Raw genomic sequence first — 24,124 nt, forward strand, 5'->3', positions numbered from 1 at the left:
TGCGCTGCATGTGGGCGTGGGTGCGCAAGCGTGACCCGCAACTGGTCGTCGTGCGGCGGGCGGTCCGGGTCACCCTGGTCGCCTGCCTGGGGTTCTATTTCTGCCGGTACGTCCTGGGCAGCGCGACCATGGCGCCGTACGCGCTGTTCGGTGTGGTCGCCCTCGGCGCGCTCTCACAGATTCCCGGGTCACCCCGGCAGCGCGCCCGCACGCTGATCGCCGTTCTGCCGGTCGGCTGGGTGCTCGTGTCGTTCGGCACGCTGCTGTCGGTCACCACCTGGGCCGCCGCCGCGGGCATGTTCGTGCTCGGGTTCGCGGTGAGCTTCGCCGGTGTCGGCGGGCCGCGGATCGTCGGGCTCGCGGCCGGCATGCAGCTCCTCTACATCCTCCCGTGTTTCCCTCCGTACGATCCCAGCTCGCTCCCGGAACGGCTGGCCGGCCTGACCCTGGCCGTCGTGCTGCTGGCCGCGGCCGAGTTGTGGCTCTGGCCCGACCCGACCCCGCCGTCCTACCGGCAACGCCTCGGCGACGCGGTGAGCGCCCTGGCCGGTTGCCTGCGGGCGCTCGCCGACGACCGGTCCCGCCTGGCCGCCCTCCTGCCCGAGGCGACCGACGCCGCCGACGCGCTGCGGCCGTCGCGCCTGCCACCCACCGAACGGCCCGCCTCGGCCGGTCGCTGCGACCGTGCGCTCTCCTCGGCCGCGGGCACCGCCCGGCTGCTGCTGGGCCGGGTGGTCGACCTGTATTTCACCGACGACCGCGAGGCGGTCACCGGGCCCGCGGCGACCAAGCTGCTGCGGGCCACCGCGGGCTGTGTCGAGGCCACCGGGGCCTGGCTGCGCGCCGAGGGCCCGCTGCCCGACACCGACCGGGTCACCGCGGCGATCGCCGACTTCCGGATCGCCCGCATGAACACCCCACCCGACGGGCTGCCGCCGGAGCGGCTGCATCTCGGTGCGCTCGCGTTGTCGCTCGGGGAGTGGACCAAGACGCTGGTCGTCGCGGTGCGTCTGGCCGCCGGGGAACGGCCGCAGCGGGTCGATCCGGCCGGGCAGTTCTGGTATGCCGACCGGCGCGACGCCTTCCTGTTCTGGCACCGCCTGCGGGAAAACCTCACGCCCCGGTCGGTCGCCTTCCAGGGCGCCCTGCGCCTGGCCGCCGCCCTCGCGGTGGCCCGCCTGATCGCCGGCGTGCTCGACCTGTCGCACGGCTTCTGGGTGCTGCTGACGATCCTGACCGTGCTGCGCGCCTCGGCCGCCGAGACCCGTTCGACCCTGCGGCCCGCGATCGCCGGCACGGTCGCCGGCTCGGTCGTGGCCGCCCTGCTGCTGATCCTCGGCCTCGACCCGCTGGTCTACGTGGTCGCGCTCCCGCTGGTGATGATCGCCGGCTTCGCGGCCGGCCCGCTCCTCGGCCTGGGCTGGTCGCAGGGGCTGTTCACGCTGGTCATCACGCTCGTCTTCGCCCAGGTCACGCCGGTCGACTGGCGGCTGGCCGAGCAGCGCGTGGCCGACGTGCTGGTGGGCGCGGCCATCGGCGTGCTGATCGGGTTGTTCGCGTGGCCGCGGGGCGGGGGCGGCGAGCTGCACCGGGCGGCCGGCACGTTCCTGGCGTCGTCGGCGGCGGTGGTCCGCGAGACGGTCGCGGTGATGGCAAATGGGCAGTCGCCGGGTGACGCGCTGCCCCGGGCCCGGTTCGCCGGGCAGCTGGCCGAGGCGTCGTTCGCGCTCTATCAGAGCGAGCGCCACCCGGCGGCGACGATCGACTGGCAGGCCACGCTGGTGGCCGGGCACCACGCCGTCCGCGGCGCCGAGGCGCTGGTCAAGTCGTGCCCGGCGGGCGGCCTGCTGCCCTGCGTGACCCAGCTGACGACGCTGGCCGGCTCGGTCGCCGGGTGCTACGACCGCTCGGCGTCGGCCCTGCAACGGCACGAGACCCCGCCGCGGCCGCCCTCGGCGACCTCGCAGCAGTGGCCCGACGACCTCGGCCAGGACCTCTACATCATCGCCGACCTGCGCGTCTGGCTGGACGGCCTGCGGGAGGACCTGATCAACGTGACCGGCCGCCCCGAGCCCGGCGACGACCTGCGCGACCGTGTGGCCCGGGTCGCCGACGGAGCGACATAGGCGGGCCACCCGGTCGTACGGGTTATCTCCGCTTGGTGTTGATGCTGTCCAGCGCGCTGCAGCCGCGCCAGACCGTGTTGGCCGACCCGGGCGGGTTGAGCTCGAGGTTGCCGGCGTCGTCGTACTCCAGGAAGAACCGGTAGTCGCGCAGGTCCTTCAGCGCGGACAGGGTGCGGGTCCAGTCGACGTCACCCTTGCCGACGTCGACGAACCGGAACTTCCGGCCGCCGGCCCTCGTGCCCGCGGCCGCCGTCCGGTTGCCGTTCGGGTCCCACTTGATGTCCTTGATGTGGAACGCGATGAACCGCTTGCCGTGCTTCTTGATCCACGCGTACGGGTCCTCGCCCGCGACCGACACCCAGCCCAGGTCGACCTCGAACTTCACGTAGCGGGGGTCGGTGCGATCGAGCAGGATCTCGAAGATCGGCCGGCCCTTCTCCAGCTTGAACTCGCTGTCGTGGTTGTGGAAGAAGAAACCGCCGAAGCCCTGCTTGACGGCGTGCTCGCCGCACTTGTTGAACTGGTCGGCCAGAACCTTCATGTTCTCGCCGGTGAACGGGCCGAACCCGCCGCCGTCGAAGCCGAAGGCGCTGCCGGTGCCCACATAGGGGAACCGGCCCAGCGTCCGGGCGTCTTCGAAGATCTGCATGCGACCGTCGTAGGTGGCCCACGGGTTGGGCAGACCGGCTCCGCGCGGTCCGAAGTGGTTGCTCACGATCTTCAGTCCGTACGACTGGACGAGCGACTTGAGCTGGGCGGTCGTCTTCTCGTAGTACGTGCCGGCGAGTTCGAGCTCGCGGACACCGGCGTCGTGGACCGCCTCCAAGGCGATCTCGAGGTTCTTGAAGTCGGCGCCGATCAACTCCCGGACGGTGAAGATCTGCAGGCCGACGCGGTCGGCCGGAATCGTGTTCGGGCCGCCTCCGGAGTGGCCGTACGAGGAGCCGGCCAGGGCCGGGCCCGCGGTGGCGGCGAGAGCCCCGGTGGTCAGGACTCCGGCGCCGGCGCCCAGGACGAGGCGGCGACTTACCTTGTGGTCCACGGCTTCTCCTTCGAGTCTTTCGAGGACGTTCGAGCAAGTGACTGCGAGTTTCGAGAACCTTCGAAGGCTTAGCGGTCTGCTCGCGCCCTCGGGTGAGGCCGCCTCGACCGGTGGCCGCCCGCCGGCCCGGTTCGCCTTCAACCCGCAGGCCCGGGTCGCGGTCGGGGTCGACCTCGGCGCCACCCACGGCAACGTCGCGCTCACCGACCTGCACGGGCGGGTGCTCTCCGAGGCCGCGGAACGGGTCGACATCACGGCCGGGCCGGTCGTGGTGCTCGATCGGGTCGCCGCGACGATCGGGCGGCTGCTCGACGCGGCCGGTCGCGGCGCCGGTGACCTGGCCGGCATCGGGATCGGCGTGCCCGGCCCGGTCGAGCACTCCAGCGGCCGGCCCCGGCGCCCGCCGATCATGCCGGGCTGGGACGGCTTCGACGTGCCAGGTCACGTGCGCCGGCACTGGGACGTTCCCGTGCTGGTCGACAACGACGTCAACATCATGGCCCTCGGCGAGCACGTCACCGCCCATCCGGGCCTCGACCACCTGCTGTTCGTCAAGGTCGCCACCGGGATCGGGGCCGGGATCATCAGCGGCCGCCGCCTGCTGCGTGGCGCGGTCGGGGCGGCCGGCGACCTCGGCCACGTCGCGGCGCCGCACGCCCCCGACGTGCTCTGCGCCTGCGGCAACACCGGCTGCCTGGAAGCCGTGGCCGGTGGCCGCGCGATCATCCGGCAGCTCACTGCGGCCGGGGTGCCCGCCGCGACCAACAGCGACATCGTCGCGCTCGTCCACGGCGGCAACCTGGTCGTCGCCCAGGCGCTGCGCCAGGCCGGACGCACCATCGGCGAGGTGGTCGCGACCTGCGTGAGCCTGCTCAACCCCGAGCTCGTGGTGATCGGCGGATCCCTGGCCGGCGCGGGCGAGAGCCTGGTCGCCGGGGTGCGCGAGGTCGTCTACGGCCGGTCGCTGCCGCTCGCCACCGGTCACCTCCAGATCGTGACCGCCACCAGCGGGTTCCAGGCCGGGGTGATCGGCGCGGCGACGATGGTCGTCCAGCACACCCTGGCCGCCGAGCGGGTCGACCGGGAGCTGGCGAATTCCGGATAAAAAGACCGGAATGCGGGACGCTGTGTCGGGTGAAGTCCGGGCGGAGCGAGGCCATCGAGGGCGTGGAGCAGCGCCTCGAGACGACCCTGCACGCGTACCCGGGACTGCACCTCGTCCGGATCCCGCCGTCGCAGCTCATGCCGCCGCCGACCCGGGAAGGCGTCCGGATCATGCGCGGCGGCCGGCTGCCCGGGCTGGGGGAGCTGACCGACGAGGTGTACGCGGCCGTCCGCGAACTCTGGGAGCAGGCCGGCTGCCGCATCGAGGGCTACGGCCGCACGCTCGTCGTCCACGACCCGGCGGGGTATGTGATCACGCTGACGCAGCAGCCGGGGGACGACCCGGTGCTGGCCGTGGCCTCGCCGGCGGTCCCGGCCCGGCTCATCGACCCGCCGCTGCTCGCGGGGCTGCTGGGCGGTCTCGCGCTGGGCTGCATCGGGCCGTGCGCCGCGGTCGGGCCGATGACGCTGTTCCCGTCCATGGCCGGGCTGGCGGCGCCGTTCTGGGGCTGGATCCCGCTCTATCTGCTGATCGGCGGGGGATCGGTGTGGCGGCCCGAGACCCGCCGGTTCGGGACGGGCCTGCTGGCCAGTGGCGCGCTGGTCGGCATCACGGTGGCCTGGTTCTTCAGCTGAACCTCCGGTAGCCGCCCCCGCTGTGTTTGGTGTCGCGCTTGGCCACGTACATGGCCTCGTCGGCGCCCTTGATCAACGCCTCGTAGCCGGTCGCGTCGTCCGGATAGAGCGCGAAGCCCACACTGCCGCCGATGGTGACCTCCCGGCCCTCGATGGTGAAGGGCTGCCGCAGCCGCTCGCAGATCCGGGCCGCCACCGCGTTCGCGATGCTCTCGTCGGGGTCGTGGGTGAGCAGGATGGCGAACTCGTCGCCGCCCAGCCGCGCCACCACGTCGTCGTCCCGCACGGCGCCCAGCAGCCGCTGGGACACCTGCTGGAGCAGCACGTCGCCCGCCTGGTGCCCGGCGGTGTCGTTGACCTGCTTGAAGCCGTTCAGATCGAGCATCATCATCGCCACCCGGCGGTGCGCGGACGCGGCCTGCAGCACGGCCTGCTCGGCCTGCTCGATCAGGTGGGTGCGGTTGGGCAGCCCGGTCAGCGAGTCGTGGAACGCCTGGTGGCTGAGCTCGGCCACGTGGGCCTGGGCGGCCTGGCGCATGCCGGCGCTGTCGACGATGAGCGCGCCCTCGACCGACAGCTGCTCGGCCAGGATGCGGTCCTGGCTCGTCCACGTCCGGGTCGCCGTCGAGTCCCCGATCATGATCAGGCCGATCGGGCCCTGGGCCGACATCAGGGGCATGGCCACGTACGCCTTCAGGTTCATCAGCCGCACCAGGCCACCCGGCTGCACCTGGGCGGTGGCCGAGTCGGCGACCAGCGTGGCCCGGCCGTCCTGGATCGCCTGCCAGACCGGCGAATCGGCGGCCGACCGGCCCACCAGCCCACCGAGCTGGTCGTCACCGTCGGGCAGGTTGACCGCGTGCACATAGCGGATCGTGCCGTCGGCGTCGGTCAGGCAGACGGCGCCGTGCTCGGTGCGGAAGCCATCGGCAGCCGACGCGGCCAGCACGCGGCCGGCGGCCTCGACGCTCGCGGCGGCCATCCCCTCCTCGAAGAGCCGGCGGACGGTGGTCGACGAATGCGTGAGGAACTGGCGCTGCCGCTCGGCCGCGAGCCCCTGCAGGGTGGTGGCGACGTGCAGGGCGAGGGCGGCGAGCACGTCGGGACGCAGCACCCCGAGGTCGCTGCCGGTGAGCAGCAGCACGCCGACGGTCTGCCCGCCGATCCGCAGCCGTACGGGCATCTGCTCGCCCGAGACGGCCGGCTTCGCACCCGCCGCCTGTCGCAGCACCTTCCCGGCGACGAACAGGTCGCGGCTGCCGGGCTCGCCGACACGCGCGGTCACGAGCATGCCGGTCTCGGCGTTCAGCTCGAAGACGGTGGCCGCGGTCAGCCCGGCCGCCGTGCGCAGGTGCGGCTCGGAAAGTTCGAGCACGTGCTGGACCGAGGGCGTGTCCTTGGTCATGAACGACACGAGATCGGCGACCAGCGCGTCCTGGGGATCCGCCCCGAGGACCGCGCCGGCCACGCCCGCACTGGTGCTCACGCTCATGCCCCTCAAGGTCGGCATCGCATCGGCGTGGTTGACGGACGGCCGGTCGCGGTTCGGGTGCAGACGGTCAGATATCGATGCTCATAAAACCTTGACGACATCTGTAGAAGGTTGTTGAGTTGTGTTTGCTCCTGAGTGAGCCCGAGCGCAACCTTTGCCACCGAAGGGAACATCGCGCGTGAAAAAACATCGCGGCCTGCTTGCCGCCCTGTCCGTAACTGCCCTGCTCGTGGCCGGCGCGGCCGCCCCCGCCAGCGCCGCCACCGAGTGGCGTCCCGGCATCCCGCCCATCGCCACTCCCTGGACCAGCAAGGTCGGTCCGAACAACGCCCTGCCCGAATACCCCCGCCCGCAACTGACCCGCGACAAGTGGCAGAACCTCAACGGCGTCTGGGAGTTCGCCAAGGCCACAACCGGACAGGCCGTGCCCACCGGCCAGACCCTCGGCGAGCGCGTCCTGGTGCCGTACCCCATCGAATCGGCTCTCTCCGGCATCCAGCGGCACGAGGACCGGATGTGGTACCGCCGGACCTTCACCGTGCCCGCGAACTGGAAGGTCGGGTCGGCCAACCGGCTGCGCCTCAACTTCGGGGCGGTCGACTACGACGCCAAGATCTACGTCAACGGCACCGAGGTCGCCACCCACCGCGGCGGGTACGACGGTTTCGAGGTCGACGTCACCGACGCGCTGAAGGGCACCGGCCCGCAGGAACTGATCGTCTGGGCCGAGGACCTCACCGACTCGACCGGGCAGCCCATCGGCAAGCAGCGCCGGGTCAGTGACCGCGGCATCTTCTACCTCGGCAGCTCGGGCATCTGGCGTACGGTCTGGATGGAACCCGTCCCGACGGCGTCGATCGCCGGTGTTTCGATGACGCCGACGCTCTCCTCGCTTCGTCTGACGGTGAACGCGCCGGCCGGCCTCACCGTCAAGGCCGTCGCGCGCGACGGTTCGCGGACGGTGGGCACGGTTACCGGCGCCTCCGGCGCTGCTCTGACGCTGCCGATCAGCAAGCCCAAGCTGTGGTCGCCCGACAACCCCTTCCTGTACGACCTCGACGTGTCCCTGATCAGCGGGGGCAGGACGGTCGACACGGTCGGGTCGTACTTCGGGCTGCGCACCATCGGCTCGAAGAAGGGCCCCGACGGGCGGCTGCGCATCACGCTCAACGGCAAGATCCTGTTCAACATGATGAACCTCGACCAGGGGTTCTGGCCCGACGGCCTCTACACCGCGCCCACCGACGCCGCGCTCAAGTGGGACCTGCAGCAGGACAAGGCGATGGGCTTCAACGCCGTCCGCAAGCACATCAAGGTCGAGCCCGACCGCTGGTACTACTGGGCCGACAAACTGGGCCTGATGATCTGGCAGGACATGCCGAGCGGCAACACCGGCCCGCTCCCGGCCGAGTGGCGTGACCAGTTCGAGGCCGAGCTGCACGAGATGGTCCGCGAGCACAGCTCCTGGACTTCGGTCGTCGCCTGGGTGCCGTTCAACGAGGGCTGGGGTGAGTGGGACCGGGCCGCCACCGGGCGCATCGCCGACGCCGTCAAGGAGCAGGACCCGTCCCGTCTGGTCAACGCGCACAGCGGGGTGAACTGCTGCAACTCCAAGGGTGACTCCGGCCGCGGCGACGTGATCGACTTCCACCAGTACCTCGGCCCGGCCTCGCCGTCGCCCTCGGAGACGCGGGTGGCGATCGACGGCGAGCACGGCGGTTACGGCCTCAAGACGTCCAACCACATGTGGTTCGGCGACGGGCAGGCCTACGAGATGGTGCCCGACCAGGCCACGCTGACCGCCAAGTACGTCGCCAACCAGACCGACGTGCTCACCTCGGCCCAGCGCTGCGGCATCAGCGCGGCCATCTACACCCAGATCACCGACGTCGAGGCCGAGCTCAACGGCTTCTTCACGTATGACCGGCAGGTCACCAAGATGGATCTGCGCAAGGTCAAGGCGATCAACCAGAAGATCATCCGTGAGGCGGACGGGTCGGCCACCTCGATCCCGCCCCCGCCGCCCGGCACGCCCGGACTCGAGGGAATCGCGTTCTGGCCGCTCGACGGCGACTACGGAACTCTCACTCCGGTCGGCGATCCCGCATTCGCCGAGGGCCACCAGGGTCAGGGCGTCGCGGTGAACGGCTCGTCGCAATTCCTGGACGCCGGAAAGCCCGTTCTCAACACGGCCTCCGACTATTCGGCGGCCGCCTGGGTCAAGCTCGACAAGGCCGACGGCGCTTTCCAGACCGTGGTCTCGCAGGACGGGCCCTCCAACAGCGACTTCTTCCTGCAGTACTCGGGCGCCGACCAGCGCTTCGCGATGAGCTTCGCCGGGGTCCGCGCCCTGGGCCCGGTCAAGCCCGAGGTGGGCCGCTGGTACCACCTGGTCGGCGTGCGCGACACCGTGAAGGGCGAGCTCAGGCTCTACGTCGACGGCGAGCTGGCCGGCACCGCCGGTGCCTGCCTGCCGCAGGGGTCGCCGACCGGAAACACGGTGATCGGGCGCGGCAAGTACGGCGGCAACCCGGTCGATTACCTGGACGGAACGGTCGACCAGGTGCACCTTTACGACCGCGCTCTTTCGGCGGCCGAGATCAAGGAGCTCTACACCTCGAACAATTAGTCACCATTGACGGGAAGCGTCGCGCCGGGGCATTACGGCGCGGCGCTTTCTTTTGCTTTCCCGGGCTTCCGGCGGTGCTTCAGTCGGTGGCCGGCTGCATCGAGGGGGACTGGGCGGCCTCGGTCTGGCGGCGGGCCTCGGCCACGTCGGACATCAGGTCGTCCCAGTCGGGGTCGGAGCGCAGCGGCGCCAGGCCGGCCGGGCCGCCGACCCGGGCGTTGGCGTATTCCCACCAGGCGGCCACCCGTACGGGCCAGAGGCCGACCCGCATCGCGCCGGCGAGAAAACAACGGTGCGCGAGCAGCGTCGCGGCCAGGCTTTCCGGGTCGAGGTCGAGCTTCGGGTCGTCGATCGACTTGCCGAGGGCGCGGACGTCGCGGTGCATCTCGGAATACGAGATGAGGGCGGGCATCGCGGGGATGCGGCGGTGGGCGCCCTTCTCGACCAGATCGTCGGCGTAGACCGGGTTGAACACCATGTCGTCGACCGTGACGATCAGCGGCAGCACCTCGTGGCCGCGCCGGATGTCGAGCTGCACGGCCGGTTTGCGCGTCGGCACGAAGACCGGCTCGGCGGCCATGATCGCGTCGGGATCGAGCTGGGCCGTGTCGCCGATCGCGGGGATGTGCACCCAGAGGAGCCCCCGCTTGACCTTGACCTCGACCCCGGGAACTTCGGCCAATGCCTCGGTGAGCTCGTATACCTGCACGCGTCCGTTATACGGCATGAACCCAAGCCGAGCCGGTTGTTAACAGGCGATTGCGGTGGGAGCGCTCCCATGTCATGCTGTCGAAACAGCCGGGGAGCGATGCCCCTCGATGTATCTCCGGCTGATCCCCCGGCGTCCCCTGGGGCGCCCGCCGCATGTCTCGAGGAGCCACCACATGAGACCTGTCCTCATCCGCGGTCTGACCGCGGCCGCCGCCGCATCGCTCATCACTGGGGCCGGCATCTTCGCCGCCACCAGTGCGAGCGCCGCGGCCGGCTGTCGCGTCGACTATTCCGCCAACAGCTGGAGCACCGGCTTCACCGGCACGGTCAACGTGACCAACCTCGGTGACCCGATCTCCGGCGGCTGGCGGCTGACCTGGTCCTTCGCGGGCAACCAGCAGATCACCCAGGGCTGGAGCGCCACGATCACCCAGTCCGGTCAGAACGTGACGGCGACCAACCCGTCGTGGGCGTCGTCGCTGCCGACCAACGGCAGCGCGAACTTCGGCTTCAACGCCAACTACTCGGGCACGAACGCCGCGCCCACCTCGTTCTCGCTGAACGGCACGGCCTGCACCGGTTCGACCGGCCCGACGACGCCTCCCACGACGCCGCCGACCACACCGCCGACGACGCCGCCGACCACGCCGCCCACGACCCCGCCGACGTCGCCTCCGCCGGCCGGCAGCAAGGTCGACAACCCGTACGCGGGTGCGAAGGGTTATGTGAACCCGGAGTGGAAGGCCAAGGCCGACGCCGAGCCCGGCGGCAACCGGGTCTCGAGCAACCCGACCGCCGTCTGGCTGGACCGGATCGCCGCGATCGAGGGCACCGACGACAGCAGCTCCAACGGCTCGATGGGCGTACGGGACCACCTGGACGCCGCCCTCAGCCAGGGCGCCGGCTACATCCAGTTCGTGATCTACAACCTGCCCGGCCGCGACTGCGCCGCTCTCGCCTCCAACGGTGAGCTCGGCCCGAACGAGCTGCCGCGCTACAAGAGCGAGTACATCGACCCGATCGCCGCCATCCAGGCCGACTCGAAGTACCGCAGCCTGCGCATCATCAACATCATCGAGATCGACTCGCTGCCGAACCTGATCACCAACACCTCCGGTCAGGCCGGCGGCACGGCGACCTGCGACACGATGAAGGCCAACGGCGGGTACGTGCAGGGTGTCGGCTACGCGCTGAACAAGCTGGGCGCGCTCGGCAACACCTACAACTACGTGGACGCCGCGCACCACGGCTGGATCGGCTGGGACTCGAACTTCAACCCCACCGCCGACATCATGCTGCAGGCCGCGCAGGCTTCGGGCAGCGTCAACAACGTCCACGGCTTCATCACCAACACGGCCAACTACTCCGCGCTGCGGGAGCCGTTCGTGCAGCCGACCACCCAGGTCGGTGGCCAGAGCGTCCGGCAGTCGAAGTGGGTGGACTGGAACCAGTACACCGACGAGCTGACCTTCGCTCAGGCCTTCCGCCAGCGCCTGGTCTCGATCGGCTTCAACTCGAGCATCGGCATGCTGATCGACACCAGCCGCAACGGCTGGGGCGGCTCGGCCCGCCCGACCGCGGCCAGCACCTCCACCGTGATCGACACCTTCGTCAACGAGTCGCGCATCGACCGCCGGATCCACGCCGGCAACTGGTGCAACCAGTCCGGTGCGGGCCTGGGCGAGCGTCCGACGGCCGCCCCGGCCAGCGGTATCGACGCGTACGTCTGGGTCAAGCCCCCGGGTGAGTCGGACGGCTCCTCCTCGCTCATCCCGAACGACGAGGGCAAGGGCTTCGACCGGATGTGCGACCCGACCTACACCGGCAACGCCCGCAACGGCAACAGCATGAGCGGTGCCCTGCCCAACGCGCCGATCTCCGGCGCCTGGTTCTCGGCTCAGTTCCGCCAGCTGATGGCCAACGCTTACCCGCCGCTCTCCTGACGGGTAGATAGGACCGCCGGGCCCCGCTCTAACCCACGAGGAGCGGGGCCCGGTGCTTTCCGGCCGGGCGGGGCTCGGCGTGTACTACAAAGAACAGGTGGAGATAACCAAGGTCGCCTGGACCGCTGCCGGTCGTCGGCTCACCGCCGCGGCCGGCAGCGTCGTGGGGGAGCGCTACCACGACAACTACGACGTGTTGCACCTCGACCCCGGCGTCCCGCTGGCGGTGGTGGCCGACGGCATGGGCGACGGTCCGGGCAGCACGATCGCCGGCAGCACGGCGGTCGAGGTCTTCGTGCGCTCGGTCCTCGAGACGCCGGTGGGTGACGCGCCATCCGCGCTGCGGGCGGCGGTGACTCAGGCCCAGGATTCCGTACGGCAGGCCGGCCGCACCCTGGACGAGCTGACCGGCTGCACCCTGACCGCTTTCGTGTCGGCCGGCGACGCCTCGGCCTGGATCGTCCAGTTGGGCGACTCCCGCGCCTACCGCCTGCGGGACGGCCTGCTCGACCTGCTGACCGTCGACCACACCATCGCCTGGCTGGGCATCCTGAACGGCTGGTTCGCGGCCGACTCGGACGAGGCCCGGGCCGCCCGCTACCGCCTGACCCGTTACGCCGGGCACCCCGACGCTCCCGAGCCCGACCTGATGCACGTGACCCTGCACCCCGGCGACGTCTATCTGCTCTGCACCGACGGCGTCTCCGACCAGCTCACGTACGAGCGCCTGACCCGGGTCCTGGCCACCGACGACCCCGGCGCCACGGTCCACGCTCTGCTCGACGACACCCTGACCGCCGGTGGCCGCGACAACGCCACCGCCGTGGTGATCCGGGTCGAGCGCACCGTCCTCTAGCGTGCCGTGTGACTAGTAGACGCCGCATACTACCGTCAGTATTATGTGCCGCATGATAGTGGCGGACGATGCCTCCGAGCGGCAGGCTCAGTTGCTTCGTGGCTGTCTCGACATGTGCCTGCTCGCCCTGCTGGTCGACGAGCCGGCCCACGGCTACGAACTCGTCCGGCGCCTGGAGGTCGCCGGGTTCGGCACCGTGAGCTACGGGACCGTCTATCCGCTGATCACCCGGCTGCATCGTTCCGGGCTCATCACGAACGCGCTCGAGCCCAGCCCCAGCGGTCCGCCCCGCAAGGTCTACCGCCTCACCGATCCTGGTCACGACCGGCTGCGGGCCTGGCGTGACCAGTGGACCCACTTCGCCGGCGTCGTGAACGCGACCGTCGCCGCCGCCCCCTCGGCTGCTGTCGTTCCGCCCTCGGCTGCTGTTGTTCCGCCGCTCGACTCCAGGAGGACGCCATGAGCGTTGACGCTTTGATCGACTCTGCGGACCGGGAGTGGCGAGCTCTCGGCGTACGCCCGGGCGACCGTTCGACGCTGGTGGCCGAACTCCGGACCGAGCTGGAGGCGGCCGCCGCCGACGGCCTCGATCCGGCCGAGCTGGTCGGCACCGATGTCGCCCGGTTCGCCCTGCGGGTGGCCGAAGAATCCGGTGTGGACCGCACCCCGGCGCGCTACGGCCAGGTCCTCGGCGTGGCGACCGTGGGCGCGCTGCTCGCCGTCGTGGTCGGCTTCGTGGTGGTCATGGGTCTGCACCAGGCGTTCGTGGCCGCGTTCGATCTGCCCCGAAACTTCCGCGTCCCGGTCTGGCTGGCCGCGGGTGTCTTCTACGGCGGCGTAGGCGCGGTCGTCGTGGCCGGAGCGGTCCTGGCCGTACGCATCGTCCTGCGCGACGCGGCCCGCATCCGTCACACCGCGGCGCGCATGACCCTGCTGCTGCCCCCGGCCGTCACGGCCGCGGTCGCCGGCGCGGTCGCTCTCGGCTGGTCGATGGACTTCCCGCTGACTCCCATCGTGATCGGAGCCGAGGCGGCCATCGTCGTAGCCGGATTCCTGGCGGCCACGGCCCTGGCCCGCCGCTGGTCCGTGACCGCCCGGAGGTGAGTGGCCAGGGTCGGCCGCTGATGGCGTTCGACCAGATGGCGCGGTGGCCCGGAGCGTAGACAACGACGTTGCGGTCGTCCTGCGCCTGCCGGACCGAGCCGGGGCGCCCGCCGGCCCGGGTCGACCAGGCGGGGCGGTTGCCCGGCGCGATGACGACCATGTTGCCGTCGCTCTGGGCCCAGACGACCGAGCGGGGACTCCTGGTGCCGGACGTCCACACGACCCGTCCGCCGGGGATGTGCTTGACCAGGATGCCTGCTCCTTAGGGCTGGTCCTCTTCGCCCAGTGGCCGCGCTGGAAGGTCAGTTGCAGCCGATGCCGCCCGCGATCAGAAGCCCGCTTACGACCGAAGTCGCCCATTTGTTAGTTGGCATGCTACTGATCCCCTTTTCCGCAATTGGTTGCTGGCGGTGACGCTATGTGGCGGCCTGCTTCCTCAGTGGAGAGATAAAGAGCATGAAGTTCCGGACGAGCATGCGAACCCGAAAGTGTCTGGGAAATCACGGGGCGTCGCCTGTGGATAAGTAGGATTGCCCGTTTTGCGGCGCGTATTTTCTTGGCCAGCCCCCTGTGGTGCGGTGGGGAGGGTCTAGTTGGGCGAGATCAATTCGGGCGTGATCTTTCGGGCGAGATCTATCCGGGTGAGACCTGTTCGGCCGAGATCTATCCGGGTGAGACCTGTTCGGCCGAGATCTTCTCCAGCTCGATGATCTGGCCGGTTCGGGACTCGACGATCTGGCGGGCGAAAGCCAGCGCCTCCGGGTTGGTGCCGTTGGCCTGTTCCTGCTGGGCCAGCTTGATGGCCTGCTCCTGGTGGGCGATGAACGCCCGCACGGGGTCGGGGCCGGCCGAGGGCGGCGCCGACGGATTGACGGACGGCGGCTGGCCCGCGCCCCACGCGCGGAGCCAGCCGCTCATCCGCACCACTTCGTCCTGCTGCGTCGCGATGACGGCCGAGGCGAGCGTGCGCGCCTGTGGCGTCGCTTCGGCCAGGGCCGAGGCGAGCCCGATGCCCGCCTGGTGGTGCGGGATCAGGGCGCGTACGAACGCGGTATCGGCATCACCGTGTCGCGCGGAGACTCCGCCCTCACGGGGCGACGCCGGCGCGGCCGAGGTGCCCGCCCCGGCCGGCCCGGAGTCGCATCCGCCGAGAAACACGAGCGAAGCAGTGAGCCATATCAATGCGCGGCGCATGCGCCGAACGTAGTGGCTCGCGGGCTGTAGGTAAACAAACTAGCGGTCACCAGGCCGTGGGGACCTTAACGGGACCGGAACACATCTACAGAAGTCTCTTAAGTTCGCCGCCGCCGCGGCATGCTGTTGAAGCCGGTCGGCATCTGCTGGGTCTCGGTCGGCCAGGCCGGCTGCTGCCGGTTGCGCGAGCGCAGGCGCAGCAGCATGCCGACGCCGAGGAACACCATCAGGGCGCCGACGATCAGGCCGATGCCGAGCACGTTGGAGCTGCTCGACGCGGGCGTGAGCGCCGCGTTGTCGGTCGAAGTGGGTGCGGCCGCGGCGTCCGGCTCCTCCTCGACGACTTCCTCATCCTCTTCGGCCGGTGGTTCCTCTGTGGTGGCCGACGGGGACGGGGACGGGGATTCGCTGGGCTTGGCGGCGACCGGGCTCACCACCGGGATCTCGGTGCCGGTCGAGCTGAGCAGGCGGCCGGTGCCGTCGAAGGCCTGCGCCTGGAAGGTCACCTCGCCGTCGTCGGGACCGGTGAACGCGACGTCCCAGCGGCCGGTCACCGTGCGCCCCTGGCAGAGCTGGCCCGGGTCGGGCTGCTCGTCGACCACCGTGGCCTGCTCGTCCTGCACCCCCGCGCGTACGGGGAAGGACTGGTTGTTCTCGACCCGGGTGACCCGCACCTGGTCGAGGCTGATCCCCTTGGTCTGGATGGTCAGCGCCCACCGGACCTTGAGGCAACGCCGGCCGCGATCGGTGGAGGCGACCGCGGTGACCGTGCGGGCGTCCTTGCCGATCGTGAACGTCTGGGGTGCCTGTCCCACCTTCACCTCGAACCCCGGCACGTCGGCGCGGGCGGGCGAACTCCAGGCCAGCGCCGCAACCGCGATCAGGGCAGCAGCGCTGACTCGAGCCCCGCCCCGGGTCAGGTGTCGCATGCCGATCAACTCCTTCATGACGTCGGCCCCGCCGACCAACACAGCGGGGGGCCTCACCCGATGGTTCGCAGCCGAGGGCCGAAAGGTTCACCGGGTGCGCTGGGTCACTGGCCCGTGACGCCTTATTTTTCGCTTAGGCAACTGTTTCTTCGGCATGTCTTCGCAGGTCAGCGCCCATGTAGGGGGTGGCGCTGGAAAGTAGGCGACAAAAGAACCGTCCGGCGTTCATCCGAACCCGCGTGCCGCACGTAGTTGGGGGATGGGCAGGGACCGGCCAACGCCGGCCGCTGCCCGGCAAGTGAAGCAGGGGGCACTCCCCACGGGTGCCTGCGTCCCACCGCCCACGGGACGTGACCGCTGCGGAGAACGAGGAGTTATGGCCCGGACGAGTAACAAAGAGCGATCCGCCGAACGGATGCCCGTCGATGTCGGTGCCACCGGGAAAGGCGCCCCGTCCCGGGGCGCGGTGGCGATTCTGGCCGTGAGCGTGATCGCGGCCATCTGGGCGGTCGCGATGCTGACCAAGCCCGGCCGCGTCGGATACGTCTACGTATTCACCTACACCGAGTACTACATCGGCGTCATCACGCTCGTGTCGCTATCCATCACGATCATGATCGGCCTGGTCTCCACCGACCGGCTGGTGCTCTCGATCCGGCAACGGGTGCTGCTGCAGTCCGCGCACCGCACCACCGGCATCATCGCCGTCACCTCGCTCTTCCTGCACGTCTGGATGAAGGTCGTCGAGAAGCACGCCTCGGTGATCGACGCGTTCATCCCGTTCCTCTACCCCGGCGACAACAAGGTCTGGGTCGGCTTCGGCACGATCTCGGGCTGGGTCATGATCCTCGTGATGTGGACCGGCATCGCGCGCTCGCGGTTCATCGGCCGCGGCAGCCCCTGGATGTGGCGCGGTATCCACTCCGTCTCCTACCTGATCTGGCCGACCGCCCTGATGCACGGCCTCAGCGCCGGCCGCCCGGCCGCGACCTGGGTCATCGTCAGCTACATCGTCTGTGTGCTGGGTGTGCTGGTCGGTCTGGCCGTCCGCCTCTCGGTCTCGCTCAACCGCAACAAGGACTTCGCCTCGGCCGCCGGTGCGGGCGCCATGAAGCCGGTCGGCACGCTGGTGCCCACCAGCTCGCCCGCGATGAAGCGCCCGGGCCGCCGCGACCGTGAGCGTGTCGCCCCGGTCGAGCCCGAGCGGCTCGGCCCGGTCGCCGTGGTCGACGCGTTCCAGCCGGCCGCGGTCACCGCCCCGCCCGTGGCGCCGCCGCCCGCCGACGACCTGGTCGCTCCGCGCCAGCGCCGGGCCCGCGCCGAGGAGTCGTTCGACGAGCCCACCGGCATGATGCCGCGCTACGACCAGGACGAACGCCCGCGCCGCGGCCGCCGCGCCGAGGACGAGATCGAGTACGACGAGCCGCGCGGCCGCCGCTTCCCGGGTGAAGACACCAACACCCGCATGCGGCGTCCCGAGCTCGAAGACACCAACACCCGCATGCGCCGGGTCGAGATGGACGGCTTCGAAGACACCCAGACGCGCATGCGCCGGGTCGAGATGGACGGCTTCGAAGACACGGGCACACGGATGCGTCGGCCCGACTTCGAAGACACCCAGACCCGCATGCGGCGGGTCGAGATGGACGGGTACGACGAGCCGCCGCGCCGCCGCCGCTACGCCGAGGAGGACGACGAGCCCGCTCCGCGCTCGCGCCGCCGCGGTGACATGCCGCTCTACGAGGAACCGACCCGGTCCGGCCGGCGCGCCGACCGCGGCTACGAGGACCGGGGCGGCTACGACGAGATGCCCCGCCAACGCGGCCGCTACGACGACGAGGCATCGCCGCCACGCCGTTCGCGCTCGGAATCCCGTTACGACCGGGAGGCCGAGGATGCGCCCCGGGGTCGGCGCGACCGGGGCGCCGACATCTCAGGCGCCGATTCAGGGCGGCACAGCCGCAGCGGGTTCGTCGATCTCGCCGACGACCCCGATCACATGGAGCCCGACGAGACGCCGACCCTGGTCGACATGGCGTCCCGCCGAGCTCGGCGGGAGCAGCAGGATTCCGGACGCGTCCAGGCGGGCAGGGGAGCCCGTCGCGGTGGCCGCGGCCGGGTGGAGGACGAGGCTGACGACGGTTACTGGTCGCAGCTGCGAGGGGAAGCGAATTGAGCGCGTCGCAGGTTCCGCCGGTCACCGCGATCGGCACGCCGCGGATCACCGCGGGCTTCGACGAGTACGGCCGTCTCGACCTGCTCGCGCACCAGGAGGTGCACGGCGGGTTCGCGGCCCTGTCGTCCGGTGAGCTGATCGGCCTGGCCGACCGGATCGAGCTGCGCGGCCGGGGCGGCGCGGGTTTCCCGTTCGCCCGCAAGGTGCGCGCGGTGCTCGACTCGTGCCGCCGGCAGGAGCTGCCGCCGGTGATCGTGGTCAACGCGACCGAGGGTGAGCCGCCGTCCTGGAAGGACAAGGCGGTGCTCACCCGGGCGCCGCACCTGATCCTGGACGGCGCCGCCCTGGCCGCGGCCGCGCTCGACGCCGAAGAGATCGTCATCGGCATCGCCGACGACGGCATCGGGCAGAGCTCGATCACGGCGGCCCTGGCCGAGCGGCGCATGCCCTGCCCGACCCGCATCGTCACCGTCCCGCACCGGTTCATCTCGGGTGAGGGCGGCGCGCTGGTGCGCGGCATCAACGGCGAGGCGCACATCCCGCCCGGCCGCAAGGTCCGTTCCAGCGACAACGGCGTCATGGGCCTGCCCACGCTGTTGTCCAACGCCGAGACGTACTCGCAGCTGGCGATCGCGGCCCGGCTCGGCCCGTGGGAGTACAACGCGGTCGGCATCCCCGAGGAGCCGGGCACGGTCATGCTGACCGTGGGCGGTTCGGCCAGCAACCCGGCCGTGGTCGAGGCGCCCACCGGCACCCCGCTCATGGACGTGCTCAACATGTGCGGCGCCGACATCGGCCCCGGCCTGCTGGTCGGCGGCTACCACGGCAAGTGGATCACTGCCGAGGCCGCGCAGACCGTCACCATCTCGCGCAAGGGCTTCGCCGGCGTGGGCGGCACGCTCGGCGCCGGCATGCTGATCCCGATCGGCTCCAAGACCTGCCCGCTCGGCGAGGTCTCGCAGGTCGTGCAATACCTCGCGGGTGAGTCGGCCGGTCAGTGCGGGCCGTGCCGGCTGGGCCTGCCCGACCTGGCCCGCGCGGTCACGCTGGTCTCGCTGGGCGGCAACGCGGTCGAGAACGTGCGTCAGGCGGCCGGTGTGGTCAAGGGCCGCGGTGCCTGCAGCCACCCCGACGGCACGGCCCGGTTCGCGCTCTCCGCGCTCGAGGTCTTCGCGAAGGACGTCGAGGCGCACACCAACGGCGAGGGCTGCGGCAAGAACGTACGGGGAATCCTGCCTCTGCCCTACACGGCCGAGCAGGGTGCGCGGCGCCTCGCGGTGGACTGGTCACGTTGTGACGGGCACGGGCTCTGCTCGGCCGTCGCGCCCGAGATCATCCGGCTCGACGCGAACGGGTTCCCGGCGTTCCCGCAGACCCCGCTGCCGCCGTGGCTCGAGAACGGCGCCCGCAAGGCCGTCAACGTCTGCCCGGCCCTGGCTCTGCGACTCACGGAGGCGGGCAGCAAGTGATCGGCCCGGCCCTGGCTCTGCGACTCCCGGAGGCGGGCAGCAAACGATCGGCCCTGGCTCTGCGACTCACGGAGGCGGGCAGCAAACGATCGGCCCTGGCCCTGCGACTCACGGAGGCGGAAAGCAAGTGAGAAGGCGCGCTGCCGTACTGGCGATGGCGGGAGTCTTGTTCGTGGCCGCGTGCGGCAGCGAGCCGGCCCCGTCGTTCGTGGAGCCGGCAGCGGCGCCCGCCGCCGAGGGTGTGAAGCCGGGCGACGCGGCCGGCCGGACGGACGAGAAGGCGGCTGAGGAAGCGGGCGCACCGGTCACCGTGCCCGCCACGCTCAAGTTCAGCGGCAAGACGCTGGACGGGAAGGCGTTCGACGCGACCACCCTGGCCGGCAAGCCGACGATCCTGTGGTTCTGGGCGCCCTGGTGCGCCACCTGCGCGAGCGAGGCCCAGAGCGTCCGCGACCTGCAGGAGGAGTACGGCGACAAGCTGTCCTTCCTCGGCATCGCGGGCATGGGCGGCAACAAGGAGATGCACCAGTTCGTCTCCGACCTCGAGGTCGGCAACGTGACGCACCTCGACGACGGCGCCGGCAAGATTTGGAAGAAATTCAAGATCACCGAGCAGAGCCTGTACGTGGTTCTGGACCGCGACGGCAAGGTCCAGCACACCGGCTACATGGACGACTTGCAGCTCACCAAGCAGGTCAAGGCGCTGACGGCCTGACATGGGCGGGGAGCTGCTGCTCGCGTTGACCGCCGGCATGCTGGGCGCGGTCAACCCGTGCGGGTTCGCGCTCCTGCCCGCCTATCTGTCGGTGCTGGTCGCGGCCGAACCCGGCCGCCCGGCCCGTGCCGTCGGTCGCGCGCTCAAGGCCGGCGCCGCGCTGGCGATCGGATACGCGGTCGTGTTCGGTGCGTTCGGCCTGGTGCTGACCCCGATCGCCGGGGCGTTGCAACCCCGCCTGCCCTGGCTGACCGTGGTGCTCGGCCTGGCCCTGGCCGCGCTCGGGGTGTGGCTGCTGGCCGGGCGCTCCCTGCCGTCGGTGAACCTGCGCGCGCCCGCCCTGACCGGCTCGACCGGGTCGACCGTGCTGTTCGGGATGGCGTACGCGGTGGCCTCACTGGGTTGCGCGGTCGGGCCCTTCCTGGCGCTCGTCGTGTCGAGCCTCCGGGCGGGTTCGCTCACTGAGGGTGTCGCGCTCTTTCTCGCGTACGCGGGAGGAATGGCTCTTGTGGTGAGCGCGACCGCGGTGGCCGTGGCCCTTGTGCGGGTCTCGCTGATCACCCGGATGCGGCGGCTGCTCGGCCTGGTGCCGCGCGTGGGTGGCGCGATCCTCGTGGTGTGCGGGCTCTATGTGGCGTACTACGGCTGGTACGAGCTGCGGCTGGCCGGAAACCTGCGGCTGGCCGGCACCGACCCCGTGATCAACGCGGCCGCCGGGGTGCAGCGGTGGCTCAGTTCATCGGTGTCCGCCGCCGGCGCCTGGCCGTTCGTGGTCGTGGTGGCCGCCGCGCTGGTGATCGTGCTGGTGACGAAGAAACGGCCCGCACGAGGCGGGCCGTTCTCCAGCGAAAGAGTTGAGGATTCGGGGCCGCCCTACGACGGCGCTGCGACAGTGCCGCCTTCCGGCGGCGTCAGTGTCAGGCGGCCGGCGGGTACGCGCTGACGAAGGCGGGCTTCTCCGACGGCATCACGATCCAGAGGATCGGGTAGACCAGGATCTGGCTGCCCGGGATGGCCAGCAGGATCACGACGAAGAGCAGGCGGGCCAGCCACGGGTCGATGCCGAAGCGGCGAGCCAGACCCGCGCAGACACCGGCGAGGAGCCGGCCCTCGCGCGGCCGGGTGAGGCCCTGGCGGGACATGCTGTCGTGCACGGCGTTCATGAGGTCTTTGTTCTCCATCTCTGCGGCTCGTTCGGCCTGATACATCAATGGTGGGCCCTGGGCGGGCCCGTCAACATCCGGAAGCTCCCTGGCTCGACCCTGATCCGGGAACCCTGAGAACCCACTTGCTAGAGACTTCTTTCTAAAGCATTCTCTAGTAATGAAGGTGACCGACCCCCGCACCATGCGCGCGTACGCCCACCCGCTGCGGATCCGGCTGATCGGGCTGTTGCGCTCGGAGGGGCCGATGACGGCGACCCGGGCCGCGGCCGCGCTCGACGACAACGTGCCCAACTGCTCGTTCCACCTGCGGCAGCTCGCCAAGTACGGGTTCGCCGAGCGGGTGCCGGGGGCCGACGCCCGGGAACGGCCCTGGCGGGCGACGGCGGCCACGACCTCCTGGGACGACGACTCCGACGACCCGGCCATGAAGGCCGCCACCGACCAGCTCAACAGCGTGCTGCTCGGGGAGTTCACCCGGCGGGCCCAGGACTATCTGGCGATCCGCGCCGACGAGCCCACCGAATGGCGGGCCGCAGCCGGGTTCGGCGACGCGCTGGTCTATGTCACGGCCGACGAGCTGCGCGAACTCACCGAGGAGATCGACGCGCTGGCGGCCCGGTTCGCCGACCGCGCGACCCGGTCCGAGGGGTCCCGTCCGGTGCAACTGATCCAGCTGGCCATACCGCGCGGACCGGTGCCGGAATGACGGCCGTCCTGGGAACGGGCCTGCTGCGCGAGACCGCGTTCCGGCGCTACTGGGGTGCCCAGACCGTCTCGCTCGTCGGCGACCAGATCACCCTCATCGCCGTACCGCTGCTCGCGGTTCTGGCCGTCGGCGCCGGCCCGGCCCAGATGGGCTATCTGACCGCGGCTGCCCTGCTGCCCAACCTGTTCCTCTCGCTGCCCGCCGGGGCCTGGGCCGACCGGCGCCCGGACAAGCGCGCGATCATGATTGTGGCCGACGTGGCCCGGGCCGTCCTGCTGCTGGCCGTGCCGGCGCTGTGGTGGGCCGATGCGCTCACGCTGCCCCTGCTCTGCACGGTGGCGTTCCTGGTCGGCTCGTTCTCGGTGCTGTTCGAGGTCGCGCACGCCAGCCTGTTCGCCTCGCTCGTGCGCCGGGCCGACTACGTGGACGCCAACACCCTGCTCAACGGCAGCCGGGCCGCCTCGTTCGTGGCCGGGCCGAGCCTGGGCGGCCTGCTCGTGCAGTGGCTGACCGCCCCGGTCGCGCTGATCGCCGACGTGCTGACCTACCTGGCCTCGGCCGTGTTCCTGGCCCGGGTGCGTGTTCCCGACGGTCCCGCCGACGAGCCGGGAGAGATCAAAGGCATGCTTGCGGGCGTACGGTACGTGGCCCGTTCCGCCGTGCTGCGGGCGCTGCTGCTCGGCGCCACCACGCTGAACCTCTTCAACTACATCTTCGCCGCGCTGTTCGTCCTCTACGTCACCACCGAGCTGCACGTCTCGCCGGGCGCGCTGGGCCTGATCATCGGTCTGGGCTCGGTCGGCGGCCTGCTCGGGGCCGCCCTGGCCGGCCCGCTCAGCCGCCGCATCGGTCTGGGCCCGGCCGTGGTCGTCGGCTACCTGCTCTTCCCGGCCCCGCTGATCCTGGTGCCGTGGGTCGAGGGCGCGCAGTGGCTGATCTTCACCGCGCTCGTCGCCGCCGAGTTCTTCTCCGCGCTCGGCGTGATGGTGCTGGACATCACCGGGGGAGCGGCCCAGACCGCGGCCACGCCCCGGACGATGCTGGCCGTCGTCTCCGGCTTCAAACGCACCGTCAACTACGGCATCCGGCCCGTCGGCGCTCTGCTCGGCGGCGGGCTGGGCGCCCTCATCGGCGTACGGCCGTCGCTCTGGATCGCCACCGTGGGCGCGCTGCTGGGCGCCGTGTGGATCTGGTTCTCCCCGCTACGGACGATGCAGGAGTTGCCCGAGTATTAGCCCTCGGTGATGTCGGCGACGATGACCGTCACGTTGTCGGGGGCGCCGTTCTCCAGGGTGCGGTGCACAAGCTCGGCCGCCGCCGTCTTGCGGTCGGCGTTGGTCAGCAGCGTCTCGGCGATCACGCTGTCTTCCACGTAGTCGGAGAGGCCGTCGCTGCACAGCAGGAAACGGTCACCGGCCTGGACTCCGATCATGCGACCGGCGGGGCGGTAGGGGCCGCCCTGCACCGCCTGGGTGACGAGCGCGCGCTGCGGATGGCGCCGGGCGTCGGCCGCGCTCAGCACACCCTGGTCGACCAGCGCCTGCACGTACGTGTCGTCGCGGGTCAGCTGGGTCAGCTCGCCGTCGCGGACGAGATAGCACCGGGAGTCACCGACATTGAGCGCCGCTACACGATCGCCGGCCAGCATGATCGCGGTGACCGTCGTGCCCATGCCGTCGCGGGCGTCGTCGTCGGCCACGGCGGCCTCGATCCGGCCGTTCGCCGTCTCCAGCGCCGCGATCAGATCCTGCAGGGGCTCACCGGTGTCGTCCATCGCGTCGACCACGCTGAGCGCCTGCACGAGGATGTCGCTGGCGAGCTCGCCGGCGGGTAGCCCGCCCATGCCGTCCGCGACCACGAGGAGACGGTTTCCGACGAAGACCGCGTCCTCGTTGTTGGACCGCACCAGGCCCTGATCGGTGGCGGCGACCGCCCGGACAACAAGCGTCATGTGACAAGACTGCCAAAGCCCCGATCAGATGTCTCTAGTACCTCCTACGTAGTGCGGCCACGAGTTTGTGTTAAGGACGGACGTAACGCGATGAACTGGTCCTTCTCGGCAGCTCAACCACACCGGAGGGCTACCTCGCGCGGGGCGGCGGGACAACCGGTGCGGCCGTGGACGA

Annotated in this window: 21 protein-coding genes; 14 read left to right on the top strand and 7 right to left on the bottom strand. The window is 70.9% G+C overall.

What is annotated here, in order from left to right:
- Positions 1-8 precede the first annotated feature (8 nt).
- Entirely contained in the window at positions 9-2,126 is a 2,118-nt protein-coding gene (locus JIG36_RS38315) for an FUSC family protein (RefSeq protein WP_203381348.1), read from the top strand.
- 22 nt (positions 2,127-2,148) lie between these two features.
- On the opposite strand, the gene JIG36_RS38320 is transcribed toward JIG36_RS38315, so the two are convergent.
- Entirely contained in the window at positions 2,149-3,168 is a 1,020-nt protein-coding gene (locus JIG36_RS38320) for a sugar phosphate isomerase/epimerase family protein (RefSeq protein WP_203381349.1), read from the bottom strand.
- A gap of 37 nt (positions 3,169-3,205) precedes the next feature.
- Here JIG36_RS38320 and JIG36_RS38325 point away from each other — a divergent pair, with 37 nt between their 5' ends.
- Entirely contained in the window at positions 3,206-4,273 is a 1,068-nt protein-coding gene (locus tag JIG36_RS38325) for an ROK family protein (RefSeq protein ID WP_203381350.1), read from the top strand.
- A 29-nt stretch (positions 4,274-4,302) separates the two neighbouring features.
- Entirely contained in the window at positions 4,303-4,908 is a 606-nt protein-coding gene (locus tag JIG36_RS38330) for a hypothetical protein (protein WP_203381351.1), read from the top strand.
- On the opposite strand, the gene JIG36_RS38335 is transcribed toward JIG36_RS38330, so the two are convergent.
- Positions 4,901-6,400: a sensor domain-containing diguanylate cyclase gene (locus JIG36_RS38335; protein WP_203381352.1), complete on the bottom strand. Its 1,500-nt coding sequence runs from the start codon at positions 6,398-6,400 to the stop codon at positions 4,901-4,903. The genes JIG36_RS38330 and JIG36_RS38335 overlap by 8 nt on opposite strands.
- A 178-nt stretch (positions 6,401-6,578) precedes the next feature.
- Between JIG36_RS38335 and JIG36_RS38340 the strand changes: the two genes are divergently transcribed.
- Positions 6,579-9,029, top strand: a complete 2,451-nt coding sequence (locus JIG36_RS38340; protein WP_203381353.1) for a LamG-like jellyroll fold domain-containing protein — start codon at positions 6,579-6,581, stop codon at positions 9,027-9,029.
- Between the two features lie 79 nt (positions 9,030-9,108).
- Here JIG36_RS38340 and JIG36_RS38345 read toward each other — a convergent pair whose 3' ends face one another.
- Entirely contained in the window at positions 9,109-9,738 is a 630-nt protein-coding gene (locus JIG36_RS38345) for a hypothetical protein (protein ID WP_203381354.1), read from the bottom strand.
- A gap of 175 nt (positions 9,739-9,913) precedes the next feature.
- On the opposite strand from JIG36_RS38345, the gene JIG36_RS38350 reads away from it, so the two are divergent.
- From JIG36_RS38350 to JIG36_RS38365, 4 genes are all read left to right on the top strand, one after another.
- Positions 9,914-11,683, top strand: coding sequence for a glycoside hydrolase family 6 protein (locus JIG36_RS38350; protein WP_203381355.1), 1,770 nt, complete (start codon positions 9,914-9,916; stop codon positions 11,681-11,683).
- A 97-nt stretch (positions 11,684-11,780) separates the two neighbouring features.
- On the top strand, positions 11,781-12,539 hold the full coding sequence (locus JIG36_RS38355) for a PP2C family protein-serine/threonine phosphatase (RefSeq protein ID WP_203381356.1): 759 nt from the start codon (positions 11,781-11,783) through the stop codon (positions 12,537-12,539).
- Between the two features lie 52 nt (positions 12,540-12,591).
- Positions 12,592-13,002, top strand: a complete 411-nt coding sequence (locus JIG36_RS38360) for a PadR family transcriptional regulator (RefSeq protein ID WP_203381357.1) — start codon at positions 12,592-12,594, stop codon at positions 13,000-13,002.
- A complete protein-coding gene (locus JIG36_RS38365) occupies positions 12,999-13,643 on the top strand; it encodes a hypothetical protein (RefSeq protein WP_203381358.1) in 645 nt (214 codons plus the stop codon). Before JIG36_RS38360 ends, JIG36_RS38365 begins: the two co-directional genes overlap by 4 nt.
- Before the next feature lie 663 nt (positions 13,644-14,306).
- On the opposite strand, the gene JIG36_RS38370 is transcribed toward JIG36_RS38365, so the two are convergent.
- On the bottom strand, positions 14,307-14,837 hold the full coding sequence (locus JIG36_RS38370) for a DUF305 domain-containing protein (RefSeq protein WP_203381359.1): 531 nt from the start codon (positions 14,835-14,837) through the stop codon (positions 14,307-14,309).
- A gap of 98 nt (positions 14,838-14,935) precedes the next feature.
- Positions 14,936-15,784 carry a hypothetical protein gene (locus tag JIG36_RS38375; RefSeq protein ID WP_203381360.1) on the bottom strand — a complete coding sequence of 283 codons (849 nt, stop codon included), beginning with the start codon at positions 15,782-15,784 and terminating at the stop codon, positions 14,936-14,938.
- A 397-nt stretch (positions 15,785-16,181) separates the two neighbouring features.
- On the opposite strand from JIG36_RS38375, the gene JIG36_RS38380 reads away from it, so the two are divergent.
- The 4 genes from JIG36_RS38380 to JIG36_RS38395 all read left to right on the top strand — a co-directional run bounded on the left by JIG36_RS38380 (position 16,182) and on the right by JIG36_RS38395 (position 21,069).
- On the top strand, positions 16,182-17,942 hold the full coding sequence (locus JIG36_RS38380) for a translation initiation factor III (protein WP_236049069.1): 1,761 nt from the start codon (positions 16,182-16,184) through the stop codon (positions 17,940-17,942).
- Complete coding sequence (locus JIG36_RS38385; RefSeq protein WP_203381362.1) at positions 17,939-19,411, top strand: NADH-quinone oxidoreductase subunit NuoF family protein; 1,473 nt, start codon at positions 17,939-17,941, stop codon at positions 19,409-19,411. The genes JIG36_RS38380 and JIG36_RS38385 overlap by 4 nt, the downstream gene beginning before the upstream one ends.
- Positions 19,412-19,565: 154 nt before the next feature.
- A complete protein-coding gene (locus JIG36_RS38390; protein WP_203381363.1) occupies positions 19,566-20,126 on the top strand; it encodes a TlpA family protein disulfide reductase in 561 nt (186 codons plus the stop codon).
- Position 20,127: 1 nt separating this feature from the next.
- Positions 20,128-21,069 (top strand): cytochrome c biogenesis CcdA family protein, encoded by a 942-nt coding sequence (locus tag JIG36_RS38395; RefSeq protein WP_203381364.1) that lies wholly within the window; start codon positions 20,128-20,130, stop codon positions 21,067-21,069.
- On the opposite strand, the gene JIG36_RS38400 is transcribed toward JIG36_RS38395, so the two are convergent.
- Positions 21,044-21,307 carry a PspC domain-containing protein gene (locus JIG36_RS38400; RefSeq protein ID WP_307873076.1) on the bottom strand — a complete coding sequence of 88 codons (264 nt, stop codon included), beginning with the start codon at positions 21,305-21,307 and terminating at the stop codon, positions 21,044-21,046. The genes JIG36_RS38395 and JIG36_RS38400 overlap by 26 nt on opposite strands.
- 142 nt (positions 21,308-21,449) lie before the next feature.
- On the opposite strand from JIG36_RS38400, the gene JIG36_RS38405 reads away from it, so the two are divergent.
- Entirely contained in the window at positions 21,450-21,998 is a 549-nt protein-coding gene (locus JIG36_RS38405; RefSeq protein WP_203381365.1) for a winged helix-turn-helix domain-containing protein, read from the top strand.
- The gene (locus JIG36_RS38410) at positions 21,995-23,233 is read left to right on the top strand and encodes an MFS transporter (RefSeq protein ID WP_203381366.1); all 1,239 of its coding nucleotides are present in this window, start codon (positions 21,995-21,997) and stop codon (positions 23,231-23,233) included. The genes JIG36_RS38405 and JIG36_RS38410 overlap by 4 nt, the downstream gene beginning before the upstream one ends.
- On the opposite strand, the gene JIG36_RS38415 is transcribed toward JIG36_RS38410, so the two are convergent.
- The gene (locus JIG36_RS38415; protein ID WP_203381367.1) at positions 23,230-23,949 is read right to left on the bottom strand and encodes a PP2C family protein-serine/threonine phosphatase; all 720 of its coding nucleotides are present in this window, start codon (positions 23,947-23,949) and stop codon (positions 23,230-23,232) included. The genes JIG36_RS38410 and JIG36_RS38415 overlap by 4 nt on opposite strands.
- Between the last annotated feature and the right edge of the window lie 175 nt (positions 23,950-24,124).

It is taken from the genome of Paractinoplanes ovalisporus (genome assembly GCF_016834655.1).
GTDB lineage: Bacteria > Actinomycetota > Actinomycetes > Mycobacteriales > Micromonosporaceae > Actinoplanes > Actinoplanes ovalisporus.